At 43.3% G+C, this 16,889-nt stretch carries 13 protein-coding genes and 1 other annotated feature; all 13 genes read left to right on the top strand.

Going from position 1 to position 16,889, the window contains the following annotated elements; translation table 11 throughout:
- Window positions 1-155: 155 nt before the first annotated feature.
- The 13 genes from nusG to tuf all read left to right on the top strand — a co-directional run bounded on the left by nusG (window position 156) and on the right by tuf (window position 16,568).
- Window positions 156-689, top strand: a complete 534-nt coding sequence (gene nusG, locus B1K71_RS00415) for a transcription termination/antitermination protein NusG (RefSeq protein ID WP_077324059.1) — start codon at window positions 156-158, stop codon at window positions 687-689.
- 172 nt (window positions 690-861) lie between these two features.
- Window positions 862-1,287 carry a 50S ribosomal protein L11 gene (rplK, locus tag B1K71_RS00410; protein WP_139343265.1) on the top strand — a complete coding sequence of 142 codons (426 nt, stop codon included), beginning with the start codon at window positions 862-864 and terminating at the stop codon, window positions 1,285-1,287.
- 149 nt (window positions 1,288-1,436) lie between these two features.
- Window positions 1,437-2,132 (top strand): 50S ribosomal protein L1, encoded by a 696-nt coding sequence (gene rplA, locus B1K71_RS00405; RefSeq protein ID WP_077324057.1) that lies wholly within the window; start codon window positions 1,437-1,439, stop codon window positions 2,130-2,132.
- Between the two features lie 46 nt (window positions 2,133-2,178).
- Window positions 2,179-2,329, top strand: a sequence feature (ribosomal protein L10 leader region).
- 61 nt (window positions 2,330-2,390) lie between these two features.
- The gene (gene rplJ / locus B1K71_RS00400) at window positions 2,391-2,897 is read left to right on the top strand and encodes a 50S ribosomal protein L10 (RefSeq protein WP_077324056.1); all 507 of its coding nucleotides are present in this window, start codon (window positions 2,391-2,393) and stop codon (window positions 2,895-2,897) included.
- Between the two features lie 60 nt (window positions 2,898-2,957).
- Window positions 2,958-3,323 (top strand): 50S ribosomal protein L7/L12, encoded by a 366-nt coding sequence (gene rplL, locus B1K71_RS00395; RefSeq protein ID WP_077324055.1) that lies wholly within the window; start codon window positions 2,958-2,960, stop codon window positions 3,321-3,323.
- Window positions 3,324-3,415: 92 nt separating this feature from the next.
- A complete protein-coding gene (locus tag B1K71_RS00390; protein ID WP_077324054.1) occupies window positions 3,416-4,015 on the top strand; it encodes a class I SAM-dependent methyltransferase in 600 nt (199 codons plus the stop codon).
- 447 nt (window positions 4,016-4,462) lie between these two features.
- The gene (gene rpoB / locus B1K71_RS00380; RefSeq protein WP_077324052.1) at window positions 4,463-7,999 is read left to right on the top strand and encodes a DNA-directed RNA polymerase subunit beta; all 3,537 of its coding nucleotides are present in this window, start codon (window positions 4,463-4,465) and stop codon (window positions 7,997-7,999) included.
- Window positions 8,000-8,102: 103 nt separating this feature from the next.
- Complete coding sequence (gene rpoC, locus B1K71_RS00375; protein ID WP_077324051.1) at window positions 8,103-11,714, top strand: DNA-directed RNA polymerase subunit beta'; 3,612 nt, start codon at window positions 8,103-8,105, stop codon at window positions 11,712-11,714.
- 133 nt (window positions 11,715-11,847) lie between these two features.
- Window positions 11,848-12,099 carry a 50S ribosomal protein L7ae-like protein gene (locus B1K71_RS00370; protein WP_077324076.1) on the top strand — a complete coding sequence of 84 codons (252 nt, stop codon included), beginning with the start codon at window positions 11,848-11,850 and terminating at the stop codon, window positions 12,097-12,099.
- Window positions 12,100-12,236: 137 nt separating this feature from the next.
- Window positions 12,237-12,650, top strand: a complete 414-nt coding sequence (rpsL, locus tag B1K71_RS00365; RefSeq protein ID WP_077324050.1) for a 30S ribosomal protein S12 — start codon at window positions 12,237-12,239, stop codon at window positions 12,648-12,650.
- 38 nt (window positions 12,651-12,688) lie between these two features.
- Entirely contained in the window at window positions 12,689-13,159 is a 471-nt protein-coding gene (rpsG, locus tag B1K71_RS00360; RefSeq protein ID WP_077324049.1) for a 30S ribosomal protein S7, read from the top strand.
- Between the two features lie 39 nt (window positions 13,160-13,198).
- Entirely contained in the window at window positions 13,199-15,277 is a 2,079-nt protein-coding gene (fusA, locus tag B1K71_RS00355; RefSeq protein ID WP_077324048.1) for an elongation factor G, read from the top strand.
- A 100-nt stretch (window positions 15,278-15,377) separates the two neighbouring features.
- The gene (gene tuf, locus B1K71_RS00350; protein ID WP_077324047.1) at window positions 15,378-16,568 is read left to right on the top strand and encodes an elongation factor Tu; all 1,191 of its coding nucleotides are present in this window, start codon (window positions 15,378-15,380) and stop codon (window positions 16,566-16,568) included.
- The last annotated feature ends 321 nt before the right edge of the window (window positions 16,569-16,889 follow it).

Below are 16,889 nucleotides of genomic sequence, written 5' to 3'. Positions count from 1 at the left end.
GATTGTTCATAAAAAACCCGGTCTAACGGGTTTTTTAATATGCTTGAAAATGTGTATACAACAACTGGTACTTGGCGATAAGCCGATTGTTCTCAAATATGCAGTATAAATTGACCGAAAGGGAGGGAAGGGCAAATCGTGTTTGTCCTGTCTAAATGGAAAAAAACTGGTATGTAGTTCATACGTATTCCGGGTATGAAAACAAAGTGAAGACGAATTTGGAGAAACGTGTAGAAACGATGGGAATGGAAGATAAAATTTTCCGTGTCATTGTTCCTGAAGATGAGGAAACTGAAATCAAGAATGGAAAAAAGAAAGTTTCCAAAAAGAAATTCTTTCCCGGTTATGTGCTGACAGAAATGGTTATGACAGATGATTCCTGGTACGTTGTGCGCAATACCCCAGGTGTTACAGGGTTCGTTGGATCGAGCGGTCATGGATCAAAACCGACACCACTGTTGCCGGAGGAAGTGGATGCGGTACTGAAACGGATGGGTGTTGCAGCGCCGGTAACACAAATTGACTTTGAACTGAAAGAGAACGTTCGGGTTACAGATGGACCATTTACGAACTTCACCGGAACGATTGAACATATTGATGTCGACAAGCAGAAAATTAAAGTGCATGTCAACATGTTTGGCCGCGAAACACCGGTTGAACTCGACTTCTCACAGATTGAGAAGCTGTAAATAATAAAATCCTGAACAAAAAACGATTTTGCAGCAAAACCTTGCATAATTTATCAATTCATGCTAAAATTCTTTTGTTATTTATGTCCTCGAATTTTGAGGGAAATGGCTAATAATGAGTGGGAGGGGAAAACCCTATTACCACATCACGGACTTTAAGGAGGTGTGTCTCGTGGCTAAAAAAGTAATCAAATTGGTTAAATTGCAAATCCCTGCTGGCAAAGCAAACCCGGCACCACCGGTAGGACCTGCACTGGGTCAAGCTGGTGTTAACATCATGGGATTCTGTAAGGAATTTAACGCACGTACGCAAGATCAAGCTGGTATGATTATTCCGGTTGAAATCACGGTATTTGAAGACCGTTCATTTACATTTATCACAAAAACTCCGCCTGCAGCAGTTTTGCTTAAAAAAGCAGCCGGAATTGATACTGCTTCAGGTGAACCAAACCGCAATAAAGTAGCTGCTGTTAAACGCGACAAAGTAAAAGAAATTGCGGAAACAAAAATGCCTGATTTGAATGCGGCTGATGTAGATGCAGCAATGCGTATGGTTGAAGGAACTGCACGCAGCATGGGCATTACAATTGAAGACTAATAATAGTCTCAAGGACTTCTGAAATGGCTGTGAATGCGAGCGTTGTCTCTTGCAGCCTTTTTCACAAGTGATAAAAGCGCCGGGAATATCGGGTGCTTTTACAAGTGGGAGGTCTTACCGCTAAAACCACAACCTGAGGAGGAAACAAAATGGCTAAAAAAAGTAAAAGGTATCAAGATGTTACAAAACTTGTTGATCGTTCAAAATCATATGAGTTAGAAGAAGCAGTTGCTTTATTGAAAGAAACTGCAAAAGCAAACTTCGACGAAACAGTTGAAGCTGCTTTCCGTCTTGGTGTTGATCCGAAAAAAGCTGATCAGCAAATTCGCGGGGCAATGGTTTTACCGCATGGAACAGGTAAAACGCAACGTGTCCTTGTTTTCGCAAAAGGCGATAAAGCAAACGAAGCTGAAGCAGCTGGTGCAGATTATGTTGGTGAACAGGACCTGATCAACAAAATTAACCAGGGATGGTTCGATTTTGATGTGATTGTTGCTACACCGGATATGATGGCTGAAGTTGGTAAACTTGGCCGTGTGCTTGGACCAAAAGGATTAATGCCGAATCCGAAAACTGGCACGGTAACATTTGAAGTGGAAAAAGCTGTTAAAGATATCAAAGCTGGTAAAGTGGAATATCGTGTAGATAAATCTGCGAATATTCATGTGCCGATCGGCAAAATTTCATTTGATAATGAAAAACTTGCTGAAAACTTTGGTGCAATGACTGAAACACTGATGAAGGTCAAGCCACAGGCAGCCAAAGGTGTTTATATGAAAAATGCATCCATCACTTCAACGATGGGACCGGGAATCAAAGTGGATGTTTCAGGCTATCGCCGTTAATTACGGTTGACATCCGATTAATTTTCGGATATACTAATCTTCGTTATAAATTGAATACGTTGTACCGCAGACAGCAGGTGCGAGCAATCGCTTAATATCCCGCCGAGGTGTTTTAAACGCATGAAGAAATACGTTTTCGTTTTTTTCATGTATATATAAAGCCCCCATGTCTGCATGGGGGCTTTCCTTTTGATACAGAAGGGCTGCCCATGGGCGCCAATGTCCGGTATGATGAATGTAACTACAGGAGGTGGAAGAATGTCTAACAGTAAGATCATTGAGCAAAAACAACAACAAGTTCAAGAAATCGCCGACAAATTCCGAGATAGTCAGACAACAGTTCTTGTAGATTATCGCGGTCTTGATGTTGCGGAAGTTACAGAATTACGTAAACAGCTGCGTGAAGCAGGCATTGATTTTAAAGTTTACAAAAATTCAATGACACGCCGTGCGGTTGACGCTGTTGAATTGGGAGATCTTTCCGAAAATCTGGTTGGTCCGACTGCAATTGCCTTCAGTAACGAAGACGTGGTAGCACCAGCTAAAATTTTGAAAGGCTTCTCTAAAGAGCATGAAGCGCTTGAAATTAAAGGTGGCGTAATTGAAGGTGAAATTGCGACACTTGATCAAATTAACGAACTTGGTGACTTGCCAAACTACGATGGTATGGTATCCATGCTGCTTAGTGTACTGCAGGCTCCAATCCGCAACTTTGCATATGCAGCAAAATCTGTTGCAGATCAAAAAGAAGAGCAAGGTGCTTAAATACGCGATTTAAGCGTATCGGAAATACAAAACTAAAATGAAAAATGGAGGAAAATAATCATGACGAAAGAACAAATCATTGATGCGATTAAAGAAATGTCCGTATTGGACTTGAACGATCTTGTAAAAGCAATTGAAGAAGAATTTGGTGTAACTGCTGCAGCTCCAGTTGCTGTTGCCGGCGGCGCTGGCGGCGGAGAAGCTGCTGAAGAGCAAACAGAATTTGATGTTGTGCTTGAAGGCGCTGGAGATTCCAAAATCAAAGTTGTTAAAGCGGTTCGTGAAATCACTGGTCTTGGCCTCAAAGATGCTAAAGATGTAGTAGATAACGCACCTAAAGCAGTTAAAGAAGGCGTTTCTAAAGAAGAAGCTGAAGAAATCAAAGGTAAGCTTGAAGAAGTTGGAGCATCAGTAGAAGTTAAGTAATGGCAGTTTTATATAAAGAGCTCGTCGGTTAACGGCGGGCTCTATATGTGTTTATTTCTCCAATTATAACCATTAATAAAGTAGGTGCCCGTATGTCTGAGCATTACTTTTCGCAAAAACCCCAATCTAAAAGTTCACCAAGAAAATGGAGTTATTCTTTGCGTGGCAGAGATTATACGTTTGTCAGCGATTATGGCGTTTTCTCAAAAAATGAAGTGGATTTCGGCTCGCGGTTGCTGGTTGAACAATTTCACGCACCGCCGATTGACGGTAATTTGTTGGATCTGGGCTGCGGCTATGGCCCAATAGGAATATCATTGGCTGATTGTTTTCGTGACCGGAATGTGGTGCTTTCCGATGTGAATGAACGTGCCCTTACCCTGGCCGAACAGAACGCTTCGCTTAATAGCGTTTCCAATGTTGATATTATTCATAGTAACCGTTTTGCGAATTTGGGCGGCCGGTTTTTTGCAGCAATTGTGACAAATCCGCCAATTCGGGCGGGCAAAGATGTTGTTCATAAAATGTTTGAGGAGAGTGGCGCTGCATTAATGAAGAGTGGACAGCTGTGGGTCGTTATCCAGAAGAAACAGGGTGCCCCCTCAGCCAAAGAAAAAATGGAGTCCATATTTGGCAATGTAGAAGTAGTGTCACGCAGCAAGGGTTACTTTCTTCTCGTTTCTGTGAAATAATAGGGTCAAAAGGTTTATATTTGACCTAATATCATCCATATGATAATATAGTAAAATGCTAACATGGGATTTCTTTTGTCAAGTGGAAATTTCATTGGAAAGAAACGTATATTTCATTGCCAAACGGAGACAATGGTAGAATCCACCAAAATACACAATGAAGGTTTTTGTCGAAAAACCTTTTTTCTGTTTTTATACTTTATGGATATCAGCTGTTTTAAATGGCAGGAAACAAATGAATATGAGCTTGTAATTACTTCGGATTACAAGTTTGTTAAGTATGGTTTTCAGGCAATAGTACAAGTGCTATTGTTGTTTCTTATCAGCAATTTAACAAGATTCAAAACAGCTGTATTTGCAGCGGTTTTTTTCAATAAATATTATTAGTCATTTTTCAACGGGTCGTATTGCCCGGCTGAAAAATGCTTGATTTGAGGGGTGAAGCAGTTGACAGGTCAACTAGTTCAGTATGGACGTCATCGCCAGCGCAGAAGCTATGCGCGTATCAGCGAGGTGTTAGAATTACCAAATCTAATCGAAATCCAAACCGCTTCTTATCAGTGGTTCCTGGAAGAAGGGTTACGGGAAATGTTCAAGGATATTTCCCCTATTGAAGATTTTACAGGTAACCTATCACTCGAGTTTGTCGATTATAGTCTGGGAGAACCAAAGTATCCTGTAGATGAATCCAAGGACCGGGACGTGACATATAATGCTCCGCTTCGTGTGAAGGTGCGTTTGATCAATAATGAGACCGGTGAAGTGAAAGAACAAGAAGTATTTATGGGTGACTTTCCGTTAATGACAGACACAGGAACATTTATTATTAATGGAGCTGAACGTGTCATCGTTTCACAACTTGTTCGTTCACCGAGCGTTTATTATAACGAAAAAATAGATAAAAACGGTAAGAGGGGAGTAACGGCAACCGTTATTCCAAACCGTGGAGCCTGGCTGGAACTTGAAACGGATGCAAAAGATGTTGCATATGTAAGAATTGACCGTACGCGTAAATTACCGGTAACGGTGCTTTTGCGTGCGCTCGGGTTTGGCACAGACCAGGAGATTATCGATCTTTTGGGTGAAAATGAATACCTGAAAAATACACTTGAAAAAGATAATACCGAAACAACTGAAAAGGCGTTGCTGGAAATTTATGAACGGCTTCGTCCGGGTGAACCGCCAACAGTCGAAAATGCGAAGAGTCTATTAATTTCCCGTTTCTTTGACCCGAAACGTTATGACCTGGCACATGTTGGCCGGTATAAGATGAATAAAAAGCTTCATATCAAAAACCGTCTGTTTAATCAGGTTCTTGCGGAGCCGGTAGTTGATCCGGAAACCGGGGAAGTCCTGGCGCAAAAAGGTGATAAGCTGGAGCGGAAATTGCTGAATAAAATCATCCCTTACCTTGATAAAGAAGAAGGTAAAATTGGTGAGAAGGAATTGATGCCTGCTGAAGGAGTTTTGGAGGATCCAATTCAACTCCAGTCCATTAAGATTATGGACCCGACTGATCCGAACGGGGAACATGACCTGACAGTTATCGGGAATGCGGGAATTGACAGGGATGTAAAAAATATTATGCCTGCTGATATTCTTTCAGCCATCAGTTATTTCTTCAATTTGCTCCATATGGTTGGAGATACGGATGATATTGACCATCTGGGTAATCGCCGGCTTCGCTCTGTAGGCGAATTGCTGCAAAATCAATTCCGGATCGGGCTGTCACGAATGGAACGGGTTGTTCGTGAACGGATGTCTATTCAGGACACTTCCAGTATTACGCCGCAACAGTTAATCAATATTCGTCCGGTAATTGCATCAATTAAAGAGTTTTTCGGAAGTTCACAGTTATCCCAGTTTATGGACCAGACCAATCCATTGGCAGAGCTGACCCACAAACGGCGCCTATCTGCATTGGGACCAGGCGGCTTAACGCGTGAACGTGCCGGTTTTGAAGTGCGGGATGTTCACTATTCCCACTATGGGCGTATGTGTCCGATTGAGACGCCTGAGGGACCAAACATCGGCTTAATTAACTCGCTGTCAAGTTATGCAAAAGTGAATAAATTCGGTTTCATTGAAACTCCGTATCGCAGGGTCGATCCGGATACAGGGAAAGTTACAGCAGAAATTGATTACCTGACTGCTGATGAAGAAGACAATTATGTGGTTGCACAGGCGAACGCGCGATTGGATGAAGACGGTACTTTTTCTGATGAAGAAGTAATTGCCCGTTTCCGTGGGGAGAACACAATTGTTCCACGTGAAAAACTTGATTACATGGATGTTTCTCCAAAACAAGTTGTTTCTGCTGCGACAGCATGTATTCCGTTCCTTGAGAATGATGACTCCAACCGCGCTTTGATGGGTGCGAACATGCAGCGTCAGGCAGTACCGTTGATGCAGCCGCAAGCTCCTATCGTTGGAACCGGTATGGAATATGTATCTGGTAAAGATTCCGGTGCTGCAATCATTTGCCGCAACGAAGGTGTTGTCGAGAAGGTGGAAGCTAAGTCGGTACATGTCCGCCGTATTTCGGTAGTTGACGGGAAAGAAGTGAAAGGCGACTTGGATCGCTATCGTCTGCAGAAATATATCCGTTCCAACCAGGGAACCTGTTATAACCAACGTCCGATTGTCAGCCAGGGTGACCGTGTTACAAAAGGTGAAATCCTTGCAGACGGTCCTTCCATGGAAGACGGTGAACTGGCACTTGGGCAAAACGTTCTTGTCGGCTTCATGACATGGGAAGGTTATAATTACGAGGATGCCATCATTATGAGTGAGCGTCTTGTAAAAGACGATGTATATACATCGATTCATATTGAGGAATATGAGTCGGAAGCACGTGATACAAAGCTTGGACCGGAGGAAATCACAAGAGATATTCCGAATGTCGGTGAAGATGCTTTGAAAAACCTTGATGAACAAGGGATCATCCGTGTCGGAGCAGAGGTTTCTGATGGTGATATTCTGGTAGGGAAGGTAACTCCTAAAGGTGTCACAGAGCTTTCTGCAGAGGAACGGCTGCTTCACGCTATTTTCGGTGAAAAAGCCCGCGAAGTTCGCGATACGTCACTCAGGGTGCCACACGGTGCCGGAGGAATTGTGCTGGATGTAAAAATCTTCAACCGTGAAGATGGAGATGAGTTGCCGCCGGGTGTTAACCAACTCGTTCGTGCGTATATCGTTCAGAAACGTAAGATTTCAGAAGGCGATAAAATGGCCGGACGTCACGGTAACAAAGGTGTTATTTCCAAAATACTTCCTGAAGAAGATATGCCGTTCCTTCCAGATGGAACACCAATTGATATCATGTTGAATCCATTGGGGGTACCATCGCGAATGAACATCGGACAGGTATTTGAGTTGCATCTTGGTATGGCAGCCAGACAACTTGGTCTGCATGTGGCAACACCGGTATTTGATGGTGCCAACGAACAGGATGTCTGGGATACACTGGAAGAAGCAGGAATGCCTAAGGATGCCAAGTCCATCCTGTACGACGGAAGAACCGGTGATCCATTTGATAATCGGGTTTCTGTGGGTGTTATGTACATGATTAAGCTTGCCCACATGGTTGATGATAAGCTGCACGCCCGTTCAACTGGTCCATACTCACTGGTAACCCAGCAGCCGCTTGGCGGTAAAGCACAGTTCGGTGGTCAGCGCTTCGGTGAGATGGAAGTTTGGGCATTGGAGGCATATGGTGCCGCATATACACTTCAAGAAATTCTTACGGTTAAATCGGACGATGTTGTTGGTCGTGTGAAAACCTATGAATCGATTGTTAAAGGTGACAATGTACCTGAACCTGGTGTTCCGGAATCATTCAAGGTTCTGATTAAAGAACTGCAAAGTCTCGGACTTGATGTCAAGATGCTGTCCAGTGATGAATCGGAAATTGAAATGCGTGAGCTGGAAGAAGAGGACACGCAGGCTGCAAGCAAATTGAATCTGGAAGTTGAAGAAGGTTAAAAATAACGGGATTGCCGGTTCTTTATAAAGAGAGCCGGCATCCATCCATATAAATTTTGCATGGCATTTGGGAAAATCGGACACTAAAAGGGAGGTAGGCCCCTTGCTAGATGTAAATAACTTTGAGTATATGAAAATTGGTTTAGCTTCACCTGAAAAAATCCGCTCTTGGTCTTATGGCGAGGTTAAAAAGCCGGAAACAATCAACTATCGTACGTTGAAGCCTGAGAAAGACGGTCTGTTCTGTGAACGGATCTTTGGCCCGCAAAAGGACTGGGAATGTCATTGCGGAAAGTATAAGCGTGTACGTTACAAAGGTGTCGTTTGTGACCGTTGTGGAGTGGAAGTCACAAAGGCGAAAGTACGCCGGGAGCGCATGGGCCATATCGAACTTGCTGCCCCTGTATCACATATCTGGTATTTTAAAGGAATTCCAAGCCGCATGGGTCTTGTTCTTGATATGTCACCGCGTGCACTGGAAGAGGTTATCTATTTTGCAGCATATATTGTTACAGAATCAGGAGATACACCGTTAGAGAAAAAACAGCTTCTGTCCGAAAAAGAATATCGTGCTTACTATGATAAATATGGTAAATCCTTTAAGGCGCAAATGGGTGCTGAGGCAATCCGCAAGCTCCTGCAGGATATTGATTTGGAAAAAGAAGTTGATATGTTAAAAGAAGAACTGAAAACAGCACAGGGTCAACGCAGAACACGTGCGATTAAACGTTTGGAAGTGTTGGAAGCATTCCGTCATTCCGGAAACGAAACATCCTGGATGATTTTGGATGTACTGCCGGTGATTCCACCGGAAATTCGTCCGATGGTTCAATTGGATGGCGGTCGTTTCGCAACATCTGATTTGAACGATCTTTATCGTCGTGTTATTAACCGGAACAACCGTTTGAAGCGTTTATTGGACCTGGGTGCGCCAAGTATTATCGTTCAAAACGAAAAACGGATGCTGCAGGAAGCAGTTGATGCATTGATTGATAATGGGCGCCGCGGTCGTCCAGTAACAGGTCCGGGCAATCGACCATTGAAATCACTGTCACATATGCTAAAAGGTAAGCAAGGACGATTCCGTCAGAACTTGCTGGGTAAACGTGTTGACTACTCGGGACGTTCCGTAATTGTCGTTGGGCCGCATTTGAAAATGTATCAGTGCGGACTGCCGAAAGAAATGGCGCTTGAGTTATTTAAGCCATTTATTATGAAAGAATTGGTTGAAAAAGGATTCGCCCATAATATTAAATCAGCAAAACGGAAAATTGAGCGCGTGCACCCGGAAGTTTGGGATGTTTTGGAAGAGGTAATCAAGGAACACCCGGTATTGCTTAACCGGGCACCAACACTGCACCGTTTGGGGATTCAGGCATTTGAGCCGACATTGGTTGAAGGTCGTGCAATTCGTCTGCACCCATTGGTATGTACAGCATACAACGCAGACTTTGATGGGGACCAAATGGCTGTACACGTGCCATTATCAGCAGAGGCACAGGCAGAAGCACGTATACTGATGCTGGCAGCACAAAACATTTTGAATCCGAAAGACGGAAAACCGGTTGTAACCCCTTCACAGGATATGGTCTTGGGTAACTATTACCTGACACTTGAGCGTGAAGATGCCGTTGGTGAGGGCAGTGTCTTTAAAGATTTAAACGAAGCGCTGATGTCTTATCAAAACGGTTATGTGCATCTTCATACACGGGTTGCTATTCAGGCATCAAGCCTGCATAAGAAGTCGTTTACGGAGGAACAAAACAGTCAGTTGCTTCTGACCACAGTCGGAAAACTGATTTTTAACGAAATATTGCCTGAATCGTTCCCATATATCAATGAACCGACAAAGAGCAATCTGGAGATTGAAACACCTGAAAAGTACTTTATTGAGCAGGGAACAGATGTTAAAGAGGAAATCAAAAAGCGTGATATTATTAACCCATTCAAGAAGGGTATTCTTGGAGATATCATTGCTGAAGTCTTTAAACGCTTCAAAATCAGTGAGACTTCCAAAATGCTTGACCGAATGAAAGACCTTGGGTTCAGCTATTCCACCAAGGCGGGTATGACAGTAGGTGTTTCTGACATCGTTGTATTGTCAGAAAAAGAAGACATACTCAATGATGCCCAGCAGAAAGTTGATAAAGTATTGAAGCAATTCCGCCGTGGTTTAATTACCGATGAAGAACGCTATGACCGGGTTATTGCCGTTTGGTCTCAAGCGAAAGACACCATTCAGGAAAAATTGATGGAGTCACTTGATAAGCGGAACCCAATCTTTATGATGAGTGATTCAGGAGCACGAGGTAACGCATCCAACTTTACACAACTGGCCGGAATGCGCGGTCTGATGGCAAATCCATCCGGTAAGATTATTGAATTACCGATTAAATCAAGCTTCCGTGAAGGTTTAACCGTATTGGAATACTTTATTTCCACACACGGTGCCCGTAAAGGTCTTGCCGATACAGCCCTGAAAACGGCTGACTCTGGTTACCTGACACGCCGTCTTGTGGATGTGGCGCAAGATGTCATCATCCGCGAAGATGATTGCGGAACTGATCGCGGTCTTACTGTTTCATCGTTGATGGATGGAACAGAACTAATTGAGCCATTAATTGACAGGCTGATTGGCCGTACCGCATTTGAGGATGTTAAACATCCGGAAACGAACGAAGTGCTCGTTGAAAATGATACAGTTATTTCCGAAGATCAGGCGAAACAAATCGTTGAAGCTGGTGTGGAACAAGTAACAATCCGTACTGCATTCACATGTAATACAAAACATGGTGTGTGCCAGAAGTGTTACGGTCGAAACCTTGCAACAGGCGATAAAGTTGAAGTGGGTGAGGCAGTTGGTATTATTGCCGCACAGTCCATTGGTGAACCAGGTACACAGCTGACAATGCGTACATTCCATACAGGCGGTGTCGCAGGAGACGATATTACACAGGGTCTTCCGCGTATCCAGGAATTGTTTGAAGCACGTAATCCTAAAGGGCAGGCTGTTATCAGTGAAATCCATGGTACCATCCATGAAATTAAAGAAGTAAAAGATAAGCAGGAAATTGTCGTTCAGGGTGATGTTGAACAACGTTCCTATGCGGTTCCATACAATGCCCGTATGAAAGTAACTACAGGCGATAAAGTGATTGCAGGGGAAGAACTCACCGAGGGTTCTGTTGATCCGAAAGAACTGCTTCGTGTTCAAGGAGTTGAAGGCGTTCAGGATTATCTGCTTCGCGAAGTTCAGCGTGTATACCGGATGCAGGGTGTTGAAATTGGTGACAAACACGTCGAAGTTATGGTTCGCCAGATGCTTCGTAAGATCCGTGTCATTGAATCAGGCGATACGGACGTTCTGCCAGGTTCATTGCTTGAAATACACCAGTTCAAAGAAGCAAACACTCCTGTACTGCAGGATGGCAAGGAACCGGCAACAGGGAAGCCAGTGCTTCTGGGTATTACAAAAGCATCTCTCGAAACCGACTCATTCCTTTCAGCCGCATCATTCCAGGAAACAACTCGTGTCCTGACAGATGCAGCTATCAAAGGAAAGCGGGATGAACTGCTTGGACTGAAAGAGAATGTTATCATCGGGAAGCTTGTTCCTGCTGGTACGGGAATCAACCGTTACCGCAAAATCAGGCCATCCACTGATGAATTGGAAGAAAATGCGGAGGCAACCGAAGAAACAGAACCGGTGCAATAACCATTTTCATATAACAAGTAAAATAAAATCGGAAGCACCAAAAACATTATATTTTGTATTGACATTAAAAAATGAGAATGATAATATAAGCAAGGTGCTTCCGATTCTACTTGTTGCTTTGGAGGATATGCAGATGTCTTATGAAAAAGTAGCTCAGGATAAATCCAAGTTAGTGATCGGAATAAAACAAACGCTTAAAGCTATGAAAAATGGTCAAGTAAGCGAAGTGTTTATTGCTGATGATGCTGATCAGCATATCACAGAGAAGATAGAAGTTTTGGCAGAAGAAATGAATGTTTCCTGCCAGCGTGTGGACTCAATGGAAAAGTTGGGTAAAGCATGCGGGATCGATGTTGGTGCATCGGCGGCTGCTGTAAAGCAATAATGGTTTTGGCGTAAATTTTGTCGCGAAAGCTTTGTTTTTTGCCAAAAGATGAACCACCTGGATATGTGGGATTACAAATCACCAGCTGGTGGACGCTGATTTAACTTAAAACTGAAAGAAGAAGGGAGGAAAATGAAATGCCTACTATTAATCAACTGGTACGAAAAGGTCGCGTAAACAAACCGAAAAAATATGACTCTCCAGCATTAAACAGAGGATATAATAGCTTCAAGAAAAAGTTCACCAACCAGAATTCACCTCAAAAGCGTGGTGTATGTACTCGTGTTGGTACGCTGACACCTAAGAAGCCAAACTCTGCATTGCGTAAATATGCACGTGTGCGTTTGTCCAATAATATGGAAGTAACTGCATACATTCCTGGAATTGGTCACAACCTGCAGGAACACAGTGTAGTATTGCTTCGTGGTGGACGTGTGAAAGACCTTCCAGGGGTACGTTATCATATCGTGCGCGGAGCACTTGATACTGCCGGAGTGGAAGGGCGCATGCAAGGCCGTTCTAAATACGGTACTAAAAAACCAAAAAAATAATGAACGGATGATAAACAACAAAGAAAGGAGGGGGACATATGCCACGTAAAGGACCAGTACCTAAACGCGATGTCTTGCCGGATCCGCTTTATAAATCTAAATTAGTAACTCGCCTGATTAACCAGATTATGGTTGATGGTAAAAGGGGAAAGGCACAAAAGATTCTTTATAACGCATTTGAACTTGTTGCTGAACGCAGCGGCCAAAATGCAATGGAAGTTTTTGAACAGGCAATGAAAAATGTTATGCCAGTACTTGAGGTGCGGGCACGCCGTGTCGGTGGTTCGAACTATCAGGTGCCAATGGAAGTGCGCCCGGAACGTCGCCAGGCATTAGGCTTGCGTTACATTGTTAACTATTCGCGTCTGCGCGGAGAGAAAACAATGGAAGAGCGTCTTGCAAACGAAATTCTGGATGCTTCCAATAATACAGGTGCATCTGTTAAAAAACGCGAAGAATTACACAAGATGGCAGAAGCAAACAAAGCATTTGCTCACTATCGCTGGTAAAAAACCAAATAAAGCATTTAACAGGAAGGAGAAGAATACATGGCTAGAGAGTTCTCCTTGGAAAAGACGCGTAATATTGGTATTATGGCGCATATTGATGCAGGTAAAACCACTACTACTGAGCGTATTCTTTTCTACACAGGACGTATTCATAAAATTGGTGAAACTCATGAAGGTGCATCACAGATGGACTGGATGGAGCAGGAGCAGGAACGCGGTATCACCATTACATCCGCAGCAACCACTGCTCAATGGAAAGGCCATCGCATAAACATCATCGATACACCGGGGCACGTGGACTTTACTGTTGAGGTTGAACGTTCTTTGCGTGTGCTTGATGGTGCGGTAACAGTGCTTGATGCCCAATCGGGTGTTGAACCACAAACCGAAACCGTATGGCGTCAGGCAACAACATACGGTGTACCGAGAGTTGTCTTCATTAACAAAATGGATAAAGTCGGTGCAGACTTCCTTTATTCAACAAACACTTTGAAAGAACGTTTGGGTGCTAATGCGCATGCTGTGCAGCTACCAATTGGTGCTGAGGATAATTTCGAAGGTATCATTGACCTGATTACAATGGAAGCCTATTATTATGAAGATGATTTGGGAACACGCGCAGAGGCCCGTGAAATCCCTGCTGAATATAAAGACAAGGCTGAAGAGTTACGAGCTGGCCTGGTTGAAGCAGTAGCCGAGCTGGACGAAGACTTGATGATGAAGTATCTTGAGGGAGAAGAAATCTCTGAAGATGAACTGAAAAAAGCGATTCGGACAGCGACATTGAATGTTGAGTTTTACCCTGTATTTGTCGGCTCTGCATTTAAAAACAAAGGCGTACAGCTCATGCTTGATGGCGTAATTGATTACCTGCCTGCACCTACAGACGTACCTCCAATTGAAGGTATCGTTCCAGGTACAGAGGAAGAAACAACTCGTCCATCAGACGATAAGGCGCCATTTTCAGCACTTGCATTTAAAGTTATGACCGACCCATATGTTGGGAAGCTAACTTTCTTCCGCGTTTACTCCGGAACTTTAGATTCTGGTTCCTATGTTAAAAACTCTGGAAAAGATAAACGTGAACGTGTTGGTCGTATTCTGCAGATGCATGCTAACTCCCGTGAAGAAATCAAAACGGTTTATTCCGGTGAAATTGCAGCTGCTGTAGGTTTGAAGGATACTTCAACCGGGGACACACTTTGTGACGAGAAAGATACCGTTATTCTGGAGTCCATGGAATTCCCTGATCCGGTTATCTCTGTTGCAATTGAACCCAAAACGAAAGCTGACCAGGATAAAATGGCTATTGCTTTAGGTAAACTTGCTGAGGAAGACCCAACATTTAAAACCGAAACAAATGTGGAAACTGGTCAAACGATTATTTCCGGTATGGGTGAGCTGCACCTTGACGTTATTGTCAATCGTTTGAAAGCTGAATTTAAAGTTGAAGCAAACGTTGGTGCTCCGCAAGTTGCATACCGTGAGACATTCCGCGCCTCTGCTGATGTGGAAGGTAAATTTATTAAACAATCTGGTGGACGTGGACAATACGGTCATGCCTGGGTTAAATTTGAGCCAAATGAAGAAGGCGCAGGATTTGAATTTGTAAACAAAATTACTGGTGGTGTTATTCCGCGTGAGTACATCCCATCTGTTGAAGCTGGTATCAAAGAATCAGCAGAAAGCGGCGTATTAGCCGGGTATCCGCTGATTGATTTCAAAGCAACAGTTTATGATGGAAGCTACCATGATGTAGACTCTAACGAAATGGCATTTAAAATTGCCGGTTCCATGGCCTTGAAGGCTGCAAAAGAAAAATGTAAGCCAGTTCTGCTTGAGCCGGTTGAAAAAGTTGAAATTGTCATCCCGGAAGAATATATGGGAGATATCATGGGTGATGTAACATCACGAAGAGGCCGTGTGGAAGGTATGGAAGCACGTGGCCCTGCACAGGTTATTAAAGCATTTGTTCCACTTTCGGAAATGTTTGGCTATGCGACAGTATTACGTTCAAACACCCAGGGTCGTGGACAGTACACAATGCATTTTGACCACTATGAAGAAGTGCCGAAGAGTATTTCTGAAGAAATTATTAAGAAAAATGCTGGAGAATAATTGATTTTTTCTTCGTTCTGAAGTATAACTTTTATTGAAGGCAGACATTCAGGTTATAACCTATAATATATTTGTATTTATTTAAAGGAGGAAACTATAAATGGCTAAAGAAAAGTTCGATCGCTCAAAAAGTCACGTGAACATTGGAACTATTGGACACGTTGACCATGGTAAAACTACTTTGACTGCTGCAATCACTACTACATTGCACAAACAATCCGGTAAAGGTACTGCAATGGCTTATGACCAAATCGACGGTGCTCCGGAAGAAAAAGAACGCGGAATTACAATTGCAACTTCCCACGTTGAGTATGAAACCGACACTCGTCACTATGCTCACGTTGACTGCCCGGGACACGCTGACTATGTTAAAAACATGATCACTGGTGCAGCACAAATGGATGGAGCTATTCTGGTAGTATCTGCTGCCGACGGTCCAATGCCGCAAACTCGTGAACACATCCTGCTTTCACGTAACGTTGGGGTACCTGCAATCGTTGTATTCCTTAACAAATGTGACATGGTTGATGACGAAGAATTGCTTGAGCTTGTTGAAATGGAAGTTCGTGATTTGTTAACTGAGTACGACTTCCCTGGTGATGATGTACCAGTTATTAAAGGTTCTGCACTGAAAGCTCTTGAAGGCGATGCAGACTACGAAGAAAAAATTTATGAACTGATGGCTGCAGTTGATGAGTACATTCCAACTCCAGAACGTGACCATGACAAGCCATTCATGATGCCTGTTGAGGACGTGTTCTCAATCACTGGCCGTGGTACAGTTGCAACTGGCCGTGTTGAACGCGGATCTGTTAAAGTTGGTGACGAAGTAGAATTAATCGGTCTTGCTGAAAAAGCTTCTAAAACAACTGTAACTGGTGTAGAAATGTTCCGTAAGCTTCTTGATTATGCTGAGGCTGGTGACAACATCGGTGCACTGCTTCGCGGTGTTGCCCGTGAAGACATCAACCGTGGTCAAGTACTGGCAAAGCCTGGTTCAATCACACCACACACAAACTTCAAAGCTGAAGTTTACGTATTGTCAAAAGAAGAAGGTGGACGTCATACTCCATTCTTCGCAAACTATCGTCCACAGTTCTATTTCCGTACTACAGACGTTACTGGAGTTATTACGCTTCCAGAAGGCGTGGAAATGGTAATGCCTGGCGATAACATTGAAATGGCTGTTGAATTGATTTCACCAATCGCTATCGAAGACGGTACACGTTTCTCTATCCGTGAAGGCGGACGTACTGTTGGATCCGGTGTTGTAACAACCATCGAAAAGTAATAGGGCAATAAGCTAGCTAGCTAAAGAAAACAGGCAGCGTGACGACGCTGCCTGTTTTTGCGTATAATTTTAGTTTCGCTGCTTTCGTGTAGAATTGTTTTCAAAATGAGATCCCTTGGAGTCCTTCATATTCCAGCGATAAAGTGATTCCAGCATTTTTCCTAAGTACAATTGTAGATAGTACGACAGAACAACAACCAGCGAAGTGTATTTCCGGAGCGACGCTTAGGCACTCATTTTCGCACGTGGTTGTCAAAGTTTAATTCAGCTGCAATTTTTCCATAATTATTCAATATAAATGGTTATGCTAATTTTCCACAA

Source organism: Virgibacillus siamensis (genome assembly GCF_900162695.1).
GTDB lineage: Bacteria > Bacillota > Bacilli > Bacillales > Amphibacillaceae > Lentibacillus > Lentibacillus siamensis_A.
This window is presented reverse-complemented; position numbering and strand designations above follow the sequence as displayed.

What these genes read in the sequence shown, in the direction of transcription:
- nusG (WP_077324059.1), top strand. Translation starts at nt 156, where the DNA reads ATGGAAAAAAACTGGTATGTAGTTCATACGTATTCCGGGTATGAAAAC.
- rplA (WP_077324057.1), top strand. Translation starts at nt 1,437, where the DNA reads ATGGCTAAAAAAAGTAAAAGGTATCAAGATGTTACAAAACTTGTTGAT.
- rplJ (WP_077324056.1), top strand. Translation starts at nt 2,391, where the DNA reads ATGTCTAACAGTAAGATCATTGAGCAAAAACAACAACAAGTTCAAGAA.
- rplL (WP_077324055.1), top strand. Translation starts at nt 2,958, where the DNA reads ATGACGAAAGAACAAATCATTGATGCGATTAAAGAAATGTCCGTATTG.
- B1K71_RS00390 (WP_077324054.1), top strand. Translation starts at nt 3,416, where the DNA reads ATGTCTGAGCATTACTTTTCGCAAAAACCCCAATCTAAAAGTTCACCA.
- B1K71_RS00370 (WP_077324076.1), top strand. Translation starts at nt 11,848, where the DNA reads ATGTCTTATGAAAAAGTAGCTCAGGATAAATCCAAGTTAGTGATCGGA.
- rpsL (WP_077324050.1), top strand. Translation starts at nt 12,237, where the DNA reads ATGCCTACTATTAATCAACTGGTACGAAAAGGTCGCGTAAACAAACCG.
- rpsG (WP_077324049.1), top strand. Translation starts at nt 12,689, where the DNA reads ATGCCACGTAAAGGACCAGTACCTAAACGCGATGTCTTGCCGGATCCG.
- fusA (WP_077324048.1), top strand. Translation starts at nt 13,199, where the DNA reads ATGGCTAGAGAGTTCTCCTTGGAAAAGACGCGTAATATTGGTATTATG.
- tuf (WP_077324047.1), top strand. Translation starts at nt 15,378, where the DNA reads ATGGCTAAAGAAAAGTTCGATCGCTCAAAAAGTCACGTGAACATTGGA.